This window comes from Streptomyces sp. NPDC058534, from assembly GCF_042717365.1.
GTDB lineage: Bacteria > Actinomycetota > Actinomycetes > Streptomycetales > Streptomycetaceae > Streptomyces.
Genome location: NZ_JBHXNW010000096.1, coordinates 3,793 through 13,625, shown reverse-complemented (window position 1 = coordinate 13,625; position 9,833 = coordinate 3,793). Strand labels below are relative to the sequence as shown.

6 protein-coding genes and 3 pseudogenes are annotated in these 9,833 nt (G+C 72.2%); 4 read left to right on the top strand and 5 right to left on the bottom strand.

Annotated features, from left to right (window positions below; genetic code table 11):
* Window positions 1-132: 132 nt before the first annotated feature.
* Together ACFWR9_RS37630 and ACFWR9_RS37625 are read right to left on the bottom strand one after the other, a co-directional pair.
* Window positions 133-1,653: a catalase gene (locus tag ACFWR9_RS37630; RefSeq protein WP_383850681.1), complete on the bottom strand. Its 1,521-nt coding sequence runs from the start codon at window positions 1,651-1,653 to the stop codon at window positions 133-135.
* Between the two features lie 427 nt (window positions 1,654-2,080).
* Window positions 2,081-3,029: pseudogene (locus ACFWR9_RS37625) on the bottom strand (LysR family transcriptional regulator).
* Window positions 3,030-3,133: 104 nt separating this feature from the next.
* Here ACFWR9_RS37625 and ACFWR9_RS37620 point away from each other — a divergent pair.
* The 3 genes and pseudogenes from ACFWR9_RS37620 to mgrA all read left to right on the top strand — a co-directional run.
* Window positions 3,134-3,259 (top strand): annotated as a pseudogene (locus tag ACFWR9_RS37620) (NmrA family transcriptional regulator); the annotation flags it as partial.
* Window positions 3,231-3,449, top strand: a pseudogene (locus ACFWR9_RS37615) (FAD-dependent oxidoreductase); the annotation flags it as partial. The pseudogenes ACFWR9_RS37620 and ACFWR9_RS37615, both read left to right, overlap by 29 nt.
* Window positions 3,450-3,499: 50 nt before the next feature.
* Entirely contained in the window at window positions 3,500-4,546 is a 1,047-nt protein-coding gene (mgrA, locus tag ACFWR9_RS37610; protein WP_383850679.1) for an L-glyceraldehyde 3-phosphate reductase, read from the top strand.
* Window positions 4,547-4,570: 24 nt separating this feature from the next.
* Here the strand turns inward: mgrA and ACFWR9_RS37605 are convergent, their stop codons facing one another.
* A complete protein-coding gene (locus ACFWR9_RS37605; RefSeq protein ID WP_383850676.1) occupies window positions 4,571-5,752 on the bottom strand; it encodes an anhydro-N-acetylmuramic acid kinase in 1,182 nt (393 codons plus the stop codon).
* 82 nt (window positions 5,753-5,834) lie between these two features.
* The gene (locus tag ACFWR9_RS37600; protein ID WP_383850673.1) at window positions 5,835-7,406 is read right to left on the bottom strand and encodes a sodium:solute symporter; all 1,572 of its coding nucleotides are present in this window, start codon (window positions 7,404-7,406) and stop codon (window positions 5,835-5,837) included.
* Window positions 7,407-7,578: 172 nt separating this feature from the next.
* On the opposite strand from ACFWR9_RS37600, the gene ACFWR9_RS37595 reads away from it, so the two are divergent.
* Window positions 7,579-8,511, top strand: a complete 933-nt coding sequence (locus ACFWR9_RS37595) for a MurR/RpiR family transcriptional regulator (RefSeq protein WP_383850670.1) — start codon at window positions 7,579-7,581, stop codon at window positions 8,509-8,511.
* 12 nt (window positions 8,512-8,523) lie between these two features.
* Here the strand turns inward: ACFWR9_RS37595 and ACFWR9_RS37590 are convergent, their stop codons facing one another.
* Complete coding sequence (locus ACFWR9_RS37590; protein ID WP_383850667.1) at window positions 8,524-9,801, bottom strand: Na+/H+ antiporter NhaA; 1,278 nt, start codon at window positions 9,799-9,801, stop codon at window positions 8,524-8,526.
* Between the last annotated feature and the right edge of the window lie 32 nt (window positions 9,802-9,833).

Sequence of the window (9,833 nt, the reverse complement as noted above, 5' to 3'; positions counted from 1 at the left end):
GCCTCGCCCCCGGTTTGGGCCCCCCCTCCCCCGTCCGACCTTGTCGGGGGGGGGGGCATCACTCCCCCCGGGGGGGGGGGGGGGGCCCCCGCCCCCCCCACACCCCGCGGGTTCCCGGACCGCCTCCCGGCGTCAGGCCTTTTCCTGCATGGACCGCCGGGCCGGGTTGCCCTGCTCGGCGGCCTTCGGGTCCTTCTCGTCCGCCTTGGCCCGCACACCCTTGGCGATGCGGTCACCGGTGGTCTTGTCGATGTTCGACCAGTACTCGAAGGCCCGCTGGAGGACGGGCTCGCTCACCCCGTTGAGGAGGTGGCCGACCACGTTGTCGACCAGCCGGTCACGGGCCGCGTCGTCCATGACCTCGCGCACCAGCGTGCCCGGCTGACCCCAGTCGTCGTCCTCGGGATGGTCGACGTAGGCCGTGCGGGTGATGGCCCCGTCCGTCTCCCAGCTGGGCGGGGTGCCGAACCGCTCGGTGTCGGCGGCGGGACCGCCCTTGGAGTTCGGCGCGTAGACCGGGTCGGTCGTCTTCCGATAGGCCATCGCTCCGTCCTTGGAGTACGTGTGGACGTCGACGACCGGGGCGTTCACGGGGAGCTGCTGGTAGTTCGCGCCGATCCGGTGACGGTGGGCGTCGGCGTAGGAGAAGAGCCGGGCCAGCAGCATGCGGTCCGGGCTCGGGCCGATGCCGGGGACCAGGTTGTTGGGCTGGAAGGCCGCCTGCTCGATCTCGGCGTGGTTGTCGGTGGGGTTGCGGTCGAGCGTCATGCGGCCGACCGGGATGAGGGGGTAGTCGCCGTGCGGCCACACCTTCGTCAGGTCGAACGGGTTGAACCGGTAGCCCGCGGCCTCCTCGTACGGCATGACCTGCACGTACAGGGTCCAGCTCGGGAACTCGCCGTCACGGATGTGCTCGAACAGGTCCCGTGTGTGGTAGTCCGTGTCGGCCGCCGCCATCTGGTCGCCCTCGTGCTGCGTGAAGAACTCGATGCCCTGGTCCGTCTTGAAGGTGTACTTCACCCAGAACCGCTCGCCGGCCGCGTTGATCCACATGTAGGTGTGGGAGGTGTAGCCGTTCATGTGGCGCCAGGTCCGGGGGATACCGCGGTCTCCCATGAGCCAGGTGACCTGGTGCGCGGACTCCGGCGACAGGGTCCAGAAGTCCCACTGCATGTCGTGGTCGCGCAGATTGTTGTCCGCCCGGCGCTTCTGCGACCGGATGAAGTGCTGGAACTTCATCGGGTCCTTCATGAAGAACACCGGCGTGTTGTTGCCGACCATGTCGTAGTTGCCCTGGCTGGTGTAGAACTTCACCGCGAAGCCGCGCGGGTCGCGCCAGGTGTCGGGGCTGCCGCGCTCGCCCGCCACGGTGGAGAAACGGATGACCAGGTCGGTGGTCGTCCCCGGCTGGAAGACGGCCGCCTTGGTGTAGGCGCTCACGTCGTGCGTCACCTCGAAGTGACCGAAGGCGCCGCTGCCCTTGGCGTGCGGCTGGCGTTCGGGGATCCGCTCCCGGTTGAACTGCGCCATCTGCTCGATGAGGTAGGCGTCCTGGAGGAGTACCGGGCCTCCCGGGCCGACGGTGAGCGAGTGTTCGTCGCTTTCCGCCGGTGCGCCGGAGTCCGTGGTGGTGGCGGGCGTGATGTCCGTCATGAGACTGCCTTTCGTCGTGGAGTGGGTGACGCCCAGGCGCCGCGCGACACGATCGCGGGGGAGGGGTGCCCTGGAGCGGCCACGCCAATCCGGTCCGGGTTCGGCCGGACGGGGGCCTCGCGCTTCTCGCGGCACCTCTCGTGCCGCTCGCGGAACGACTCCGGCCCCGGGTACGGACACGGGGCACCGCCGCTCCCGCTCCCGCTCCCGTGCCGCGTCCCGGTGCCGGGACGCGCCGCGTGCTCACCCATCCGTCCAGGCCTTCCGGAGTGCCGTCGTCCGTATCAGTCTCCGCCGCCGCCGAGGGCGCGCAAGCGGAGACGGCAGGGCGAACGCGTGCCCGGGGACGGTGCCCTCAATCTTGTGTATTGCGCCCTTTCCCGCCGAGGTGAGCCCGTGGTGGCCCGCCCGCCCCGCGGGTTCCCCACTACGACACCCGAAGGACCCGGCGGACGGCGCCGCGCAGCCAGTGGTGGGCTCCGTCGGAGGTGTGCCGGGGGTGCCAGGCCATGCCGATGGTCACGGGCGGCAGGGTCAGCGGAATGTCGAGCAGCCGCAGGCCCAGGACCGCGGCGTGCTCGGTGAGGGGCGAGGGTGCGTCGCCCGGCGCCGCGGCGGGGACCAGGGCGACGGCGTCACTGCGGGCGGCGAGGGTCATCGCGGCCAGATGGCCGGGCAGGACGACGGCGACCCGGCGGCTCAGCCCGTGCTCGGCGAGGGCGGTGTCGACGGGTCCGGTGAAGCGTCCGCGGCGGCTGACCGCGACATGCTCGGCCGCGGCGAACCGCTGCGGCGTCAAGGGCGGCCCGTCGGCGAGCGGGTGGCCGGGCCGGACGGCCGCCGTCATCCGGAGGGTGACCAGCTCCTCGACGCGGGTCTCGGGGTCCACGTGGTCGATGGCCCCGACCTCCAGGTCGGTCCGGCCGTCGCGGAGGGCCGGCCCGGCCTCCAGTTCCTCGGCCCGGAACCGCAGCGAGACCCCCGGCGCCTCCCACCCGGCCAGTTCCACGAGTCCGGCGGCGAGCGCCGCACCGACCAGGTCGGCGGCCTGCAGCGTGAAGGTGCCGCGCAGGCCGGCGGGTCCACGCCGGTGGCCGGAGTCAGGAGCGCGCCCACCCGGCGTACCACCGCGGCGGCCTCGTCCCGCAGGGCCAGCGCCCTGGGCGTCGGCAATCGTCTGGCCCGCCCGGACCAGGAGGGGGTCCTGGAGGGACGCGGCGCAGCCGGGCGAGGGTGCGGCTCATGGCGGCGGGGGAGGTGTGCATGCGGGCGGCGGCGCGGGTGACGCTCTGCTCGGCCAGCAGGGCGTCGAGGGCGACGACGAGGTTGGCGTCGATGACCGGCGCGACCGGATCTGCGCTGTTCACCAGGGTTATTCCGTTCCGGGCGATGATCCCTTGCTGAAGTTCCCATGGTGGCAACACCCCGCGACTTCGCAGGATTGAGGACGTACCGAACCGGCACGACCCACGAGGTATTCATGATCGTCATCACCGCTCCCACCGGGAACATCGGCCGCCACCTGATGTCCCTGCTCCTGGAGTCCGCCCCCGCCCTCGACGAGGAACTGCGCGTGCGAGTTGACGCACGCCGGCCGCGGGCTGCTCCTCGACCGGACGGGCCGGCTGTCGGTGACGGGCTGGTCGGACCGGGTCGATCATGTCGTCGACGTCGGTGCGAAACTGGAGGTGCCCGCCATGCTGCTGCGGCCGGACGGCCATGTGGCATGGGTCGGTGACGACCAGCAGGACCTGTTCGACCGGTTGCCCCGGTGGTTCGGCGCCGCCACCGGCTGACGTCCCCGTCACGGGCCGCCCGTCCCCGCTACCCCAACCGGAGAACCGTCATGAACCACGTCGCCGACCCCGCCCGCTACGACGGCACCATGCACTACCGCCGCACCGGTCGCTCCGGTCTTGACCTGCCCGTCCTGTCCCTGGGCTACTGGCACAACTTCGGCGACGACAAGCCGTTCGAGTCGCAGCGGGAGATCGCCCTGCGCGCCTTCGACCTCGGCATCACCCACCACGACCTGGCCAACAACTACGGCCCGCCCTACGGAGCCGCCGAGATCAACTTCGGCCGGATCATGCGCCAGGACCTGGCACCGTACCGGGACGAACTGGTGGTCTCCACCAAGGCCGGATACGACATGTGGCCCGGCCCCTACGGCCAGGGCGGCGGCTCCCGCAAGTACGTCCTCGCCTCCCTCGACCAGTCCCTCAAGCGCACGGGCCTGGAGTACGTCGACATCTTCTACTCCCACCGCCTGGACGCCTCCACACCGCTGGAGGAGACCATGACGGCGCTGGACACCGCGGTGCGGCAGGGCAAGGCCCTGTACGTCGGGATCTCCTCCTACGACGCCGAACGCTCCCGGCAGGCCGCGGCGATCCTCCGCGACCTGGGCACGCCGCTGCTGATCCACCAGCCCTCGTACAACATGCTCAACCGGTGGATCGAGACCGAGGGCCTGCTCGACGCCGCGGGCGACGAGGGCTTCGGCGTCATCGGGTTCACCGCGCTCGCCCAGGGCCTGCTCACCGGCCGCTACCTCGACGGCGTCCCGGAGGGCTCCCGCGCCACCCAGGGCAAGTCCTTCGCGACCGACTGGCTGAACGAGGACACCCTCCAGCGGCTGCGCGCCCTCAACGACATCGCCGCCCGCCGGGACCAGACCCTGGCCCAGATGGCGCTCGCCTGGGCGCTGCGCGACCCGCGCGTCACCTCGCTCGTGATCGGCGCCTCCCGCACCGGCCAGCTGGAGCAGAACGTGGCCGCCCTGGACAACCTCGCCTTCAACGCCGACGAACTCGCCGAGATCGACAAGTACGCGGTCGCCGACGGCAGCGTCGACCTGTGGCGGCAGGCCCGCACGGGCGAGATGGGCTGAGGCCCGCCTCGCCCGCGCGGGCGGTCACGACACCGGTTCGTCCGTGACGCGGAGCAGCCGGGGCGGGGTGGTGGCGGGCTCGGGCAGGCGCAGTGGCTCCCGGCCCGGGGTGATGCTGCCGAGGAGCGACGCCCGGCGCGCACCGGTTCCCGACGGGATCGCCCCGGGCAGGCCGTGCACCGTGAGGAAGCCCAGGAGCGCGAAGGCCAGGGCCTCCTTCGCGTCGGACGGCAGCCCGAGCGCGTCGCTGGCTTCGAGCGGCACCCCGGGCAGCTCCTCGGCGAGCATGCCCATCAGCACCGGGTTGTGCGCCCCGCCGCCGGAGACGACGAGCCGGGTGACCCCGTGCGCACGGCAGGCGTCGGCCACGGTGACCGCGGTGAGCCGCGCCAGGGTCGCCAGTACGTCGTCCGGCTCCGGCACCGGCGCCACGCCCAGCGCCTCCAGCAGGTAGGGCAGGTGGAACCGCTCCTTGCCGGTGCTCTTCGGGGCCGGCCTGCGGTAGTACGGGTCGTCCAGCAGCTCCCGCAGCAGCGCAGGGTCGACCCGTCCCGCCCCGGCCCGCCGGCCGTCCTCGTCGTACCCGAGGGCGCCCCCGGTGAAGTGCCGTACGGCGACGTCCATCAGCGCGTTGGCGGGCCCGGTGTCGCAGGCCAGCGGTTCGGCGCCGGGGGCGACGACGGTGAGGTTGGCGATGCCGCCCAGGTTGAGGGCGGCCGGGGTGCCGGGCAGCGCGGCCAGGGCGAGGGTGTCGGTCATCGCCACCAACGGGGCGCCCTGACCGCCGGCCGCGACGTCCCTGGTGCGCAGGTCGGAGACGACGGGCAGGCCCGTGGCCTCGGCGATCCAGGCGGGCTGGCCGAGTTGCAGGGTGCCGCGGACGGCGCCGTCCTCGACCCAGTGGTAGACGGTCTGTCCGTGCGAGACCACCAGGTCGGCGGTCCCGTCGCACAGTTCGCGCAGGGCGCGGACGGCCACGTCGGCGAAGGCCCGGCCGATCCCGGTGTCGAGCACGGCGGCGGTGCGGGCGGTCGTGTCCGCCGGCGGCAGGAATCCCGCGATCAGCTCGCCCAGTTCGTCGGGGTAGGGGGCCGAGAGATGCCCGAGGGGCCGCATCACCAGGACGTCGTCCTGGAGGACGAGGTCCGCGGCGGCCGCCTCCACGGCGTCGTAGGAGGTGCCTGACATCAGGCCGATCACACGCAAGACGTCTCCAGTGGGAAGGGGGCGGCCGGGCAGCGGCGGGCGGGCCTCCCGGGAGAACGCCCGCCCGGCGACGGAGACATGCTCACTTCCGGCCGGCCGCCGCGGTGAGCTGGTCGGGTCCGGCACCCGGCTCGGCACCGTCCGGGGCGCCCCCGCCGGCCGCCGGCGCCGGGTGGAACAGGCTCAGGACGCCGCCGACGACCAGGGTGATGACCACCCCGATGGGCACGAGCCACTGGGCCGCGATCGCCTGGGACACCGTGGTCCCGCCCGTCGTGACGTCGATCTTGACCACGCGCACGATGTACGTCATCACCCCGATGGTGACCAGGAAGGCCACGACGGAGTCGACCTCGCCCGCGCGGGTCACCAGCCGCCCGAGCAGGAACGCGCCCAGCAGCGCGCCGTAGGTGTAGCCGGCGATGGTCAGCCCGGTCAGGTAGACGTTGCCGGTGCTCGTGCTGAACGCGCACGCGAAGACGGCCATCAGGGTCGCCCACACCAGCGTCATCCAGCGGGCGAGCCTCAGCAGCGACTCCTCGGACGGGGTACTTCGGAAGAAGCTGTGGATGATGTCGGCGACCGTCGAGTTCGACATGGAGTTGAGCGCCGAGGACAGCGAGCCCATCGCGGCGCCCAGGATGCCGGCCACCAGCAGCCCGGAGACGACGACGGGCAGCCCGTTCAGGATGAACTCGGGGTAGAGGTTGTCGGAGCTGGACAGCCCCAGTTCCGAGAACGACCTGCCCTGGTTGTACGACCACAGCAGCGCGCCGACGAGGGAGAACGCGGCGAACTGGATGACGACGAAGACACCCGAGGCGATCATGGCCTTCTGGCCCTCGCGCAGCGTCCGGGTGGCCAGCACCCGCTGCACGATCAGCTGGTCGGAGCCGTGGCTGGCCATGGCGAAGATGGCGCCGCCGATGATGGCGGTGGGCAGGGCGAACGGGCTGGTGAGGACGTGCGCCAGGCTGAAGTCGGTGTCGAAGAGCGTGAACCGCCCGGCGTCCCAGGCGCGTGCGTAGCCGTCACCGCCGACGTGGGCGGACAGCACCGCGACGGCGAGGATCGCGCCGCCGAGGTAGAGGCCCATCTGGATGGCGTCGGTCCAGATGACCGCCTTGATGCCGCCCAGGTAGGTGTACACCACGGTGATCAGCGTGAGCACGATGATGATCACGCGGTAGCTCGCGTGCACGCCGAACTCGTCGAGCAGCAGCTTGATGGGGATGGCGGAGGCGAACAGCCGCACGCCCTCGGCAAGGAGCCGGGTGAAGACGAACGTCACCGAGGCGAGCCCCTGCAGCTTCAGCCCGAACCGGTCGCCCAGGTACTGGTAGGCGCTGACGAACCCGCCGCGCTTGTAGAGGGGGATCAGCACGGTGGCGACGACGACGCGTCCGATGACGTAGCCCAGGGCGAGTTCGACGTTGCCGAAGCCCTGGCCGCTGTATGCGCCGCCGGGAACGCTGATCACCGTCAGGACGCTGGTCTCGGTGGCGACGACGGAGAAGGATACCGTCCACCACGGCATGTGGCCTTCACCGACGAAGTAGTCCTTCGCCGACTTCTGCTTGCCGGCCTTCCGCAGGCCGATCCAGGCGATCCCGATCAGATAGACCACGATCACCACGAGGTCGAGCTGGCGCACGCTTGCTCCTAGACACTGGCCGGTGGGGTCGCCGGCGTGGGGAGAGGGCCGTCCGAGTATGGGAATGCCGTCCTCCGGATGTCAATAAGTAACGGCTGTTCGGACCGTACGTAAATTTTTGACCAACCCGGGTGGCCCCATTAGCCTGTGTCCACCACACCCAGGAGGGGCCATGGTCCGCCAGTCCTCGTCCGGTGCGCCGGAGCAGTCCGCCCAGGACGCCCCGCTCGCCGACATCCTCACGCGTGTCCGTGCCGCCCGGCCCTCCCTGGCCCCCTCCGAACGCCGGGTGGCCGACGCCGTCCTGGCCGCCCCGGGGCAGGTCGCGGAGCTGTCCATCAACGCGCTGGGGGAGCGGGCGAACACGTCGGCCGCCACCGTGATGAGGTTCTGCCGCACGATCGGCACCGGCAACTACCCCCAGTTGCGCCTCGCGCTGGCCGCCGCCGCCGCGCGCGAACACGCCCTGGGCGGTGAGCGTCCGGAGCGGAGCGGCACCGACATCAGCCCGACGGACACGCTGGACTTCATAGTCAGCAAGATCATCTACAACGAGGTCCAGGCCCTGGAGGACTCCGGCGCCGGACTCGACATCGAGGCGCTGGGCCGGGCGGTCGACGCGGTGGCGAAGGCCCGCAGGGTCGACATCTTCGGCGTCGGGGCCAGCGCGTTCGTCGGCCAGGACCTGCATCAGAAGCTGCACCGCATAGGCCACATGGCCTTCATCTGGAGCGACCGGCACGCCGCACTCACCGCGGCGGCACTCCTGGGGCCCGGCGACGTGGCGCTGGCCGTCTCCCACTCCGGCGAGACCGAGGACACCACCGAACCCCTCCAGGCCGCCGCCGAACGCGGAGCCACCACCATCGCCCTGACCAACGACCCCGGCTCCACGCTCGCCGCCGGCGCCGACCTCGTACTGACCACCTGCGCCCGGGAGACCCCGTTCCGCTCCGGGGCCACCGTCAGCCGCATCGCCCAGCTCGCCGTCGTCGACTGCCTCTTCGTCGGCGTCGCCCAGCGCTCCTACGACGCGTCGACCGCCGCCCTGGAGAAGACCTACGGCGCCGTCCAGCGCCGCCGCCCGGCCCGGCGCGGCACCTGACCGGACGTCACCTCATCCGCCGACCAGGGCCCGTCGCCGGGCTTGTTCGACCGCCCGCTTCAGGGCGTCGATGTCGTAGGCGCCGCGGTGGCGCCTGCCGTTGACGAAGAAGGTCGGCGTGCCCGACACACCGCTCAGGTCCGCCGAGTCCACGTCCTCGGCGACCCTGCGGGCGCCCCGGCGCTGTGCCAGGTCCCCGCGGAACACCTCCAGGTCCAGGCCCAGTTCGCGCGCGTGCCGCAGCAGATCCCGCTCACCCAGCTCGTCCTGGCGGGCGAGCAGCAGGTCGTGCATGTCCCAGAACCTGCCCTGCCGCGCGGCCGCCTCCGACGCCTCGGCCGCCGCCCGGGCGTTCGGATGCACGTCGGTGAGCGGCAGATGCCGCCAGACGTAGCGGACGTCGGTCTCGCTGCCCAGCAGGTCGCGCACCGCGCTCTCGGCCCGGCCGCAGTACGGGCACTCGAAGTCGCCGTACTCCACCAGGGTCACGGCGGCGTCCGCGGGACCGCGCACATGGTCGTGGCGCTCGCCGACGGCCACCCCGAGATCCGTCAGCGGTTCGGACGTGCCGAGCAGGGCCCGCGTCCGCCGCGCCGCGGGCAGCAGGCCGATGACCCCGGAGACCGCCCAGCTGACCGCGAACGAGCCGATCAGCGAGGCGAGGATGCCGATGCGCGCCTGGTTCAGCTCCTCCCCCTCGAAGGCGAGGGCGGCGATCAGCAGCGACACGGTGAAGGCCGCCCCCGCGATCGACCCGGCGGCGGTGACCGAGCCCCAGCCCACGTTGGGCCGCAGCCGGCCGCCCGACAGCACCTGCGCGCCCGCCATGGAACCCACCACGCCGACGATCTTCCCCACCACGCAGCCGCACAGGATGCCCAGCGTGATGGGCGAGGTGAACGCGTCGGCCAGCCGCGCGCCGCTCAGCTCGATCCCCGCGTTCGCCAGGGCGAAGAGCGGCACGATGCCGAAGCTCACCCAGGGCAGGAACCGCTGTTCCAGCCGTTCGTTCGGCGAGATCGCCGAGGCCAGGCCCCGGGCCGCCGAACGTTGCAGCTCGGGCGTCGGCTGCTCCCGGAACAGCCGGAAGAGACGGCTCGCCCGCTCCAGGTCCCCGCGGGGCGCCGGGTACGCGATGACCAGCGCCCCGACCGCCAGACCCGTCACGACCGGATCGACCCCGGCCTCGTGCAGCGCCACCCACACCACCACGGCCAGGAGGGCGCAGAACAGGCCGCGGCCGGCGTCCGCCAGCCGCAGCGCGACGACGGTTTTCAACAGACCGCCCACGGGGCGGGCGTGGGGGGGGGGTATGTTTTAGT

Excerpts from the sequence above, each read along its gene's own strand:
- ACFWR9_RS37630 (WP_383850681.1), bottom strand. The coding sequence starts at position 1,653 with ATGACGGACATCACGCCCGCCACCACCACGGACTCCGGCGCACCGGCG.
- mgrA (WP_383850679.1), top strand. The coding sequence starts at position 3,500 with ATGAACCACGTCGCCGACCCCGCCCGCTACGACGGCACCATGCACTAC.
- ACFWR9_RS37595 (WP_383850670.1), top strand. The coding sequence starts at position 7,579 with ATGGTCCGCCAGTCCTCGTCCGGTGCGCCGGAGCAGTCCGCCCAGGAC.